Below are 721 nucleotides of genomic sequence, written 5' to 3'. Positions count from 1 at the left end.
GCTGCTCCGTACTTGGCTCCCATATGACTGGACGCCGCGTTCGGAGGCCTACTTTGTTTTCCCTCTGGCGCAAGGCACGCCGGGAAAACAGTGCGGCCTCGCGGCTACTGGGGACTACCAGACTTCGCTTCGCTCTCCATGGCTGGCAGCGAACGATCATCAGACCACCCACGCCCAACAGCGCTGCCTTCAGCCAGCCCTCCACATCAACAAGAAACTGGCCGGCAATCACAAGAACAAATCCCGCGATCAACAGCCACAGCCATTGTTTTCCTTCAGAGTTGTGTTGGGACATGGTCTGCTTCCTTTTTAATCTTCATGTTTTACTGCTTGCTGGTTCCCGAGACATTCACCGACAGGAAACACCTTACTAATATGTGCAGAATCGTTGTGATTGTAGGTCGGGCTTTAGCCCGACAATCCACCGTTGTGTGTCGGACTGAAGTCCGACCTACAGGCGAGTGTCATTTCATCATCTCGAATAGCTTGTCAATGTGCGGACTATCATGCACCTCTTAGTAATAGATTCGGTTTGAAACCTTTCTGACTTGGGGATACTTCCAGTAATGCATGGTCTTCGCGACACTACCAAATAACGGCGTTGTCAAGTCCCGATAGATCATAGATTTTCTTTTTGAATAATTCCGGTTGTTTTTTGTGCCAATCCTTAAGCGCCTGAATGGGCGTGATGTGCCCGATGTTTTTCTGCGGGACATGGTAG

General features: G+C 50.5%; 1 protein-coding gene and 1 pseudogene. One reads left to right on the top strand and one right to left on the bottom strand.

Going from position 1 to position 721, the window contains the following annotated elements; translation table 11 throughout:
* The coding region (locus ACOCD2_RS23890) for a hypothetical protein (RefSeq protein WP_293653953.1) at nt 1-313 on the top strand (313 nt) is incomplete at its 5' end.
* A gap of 272 nt (nt 314-585) precedes the next feature.
* Here the strand turns inward: ACOCD2_RS23890 and ACOCD2_RS23885 are convergent.
* A pseudogene (locus ACOCD2_RS23885) lies at nt 586-721 on the bottom strand (IS481 family transposase); the annotation flags it as partial.

The sequence above is a fragment of the Thiolapillus sp. genome (assembly GCF_048562965.1).
Classification (GTDB): Bacteria; Pseudomonadota; Gammaproteobacteria; order Chromatiales; family Chromatiaceae; genus Thiolapillus; species Thiolapillus brandeum_A.
The sequence above is the reverse complement of the archived record's forward strand: the minus strand, read 5'-3'. Positions and strand labels throughout refer to the sequence as shown.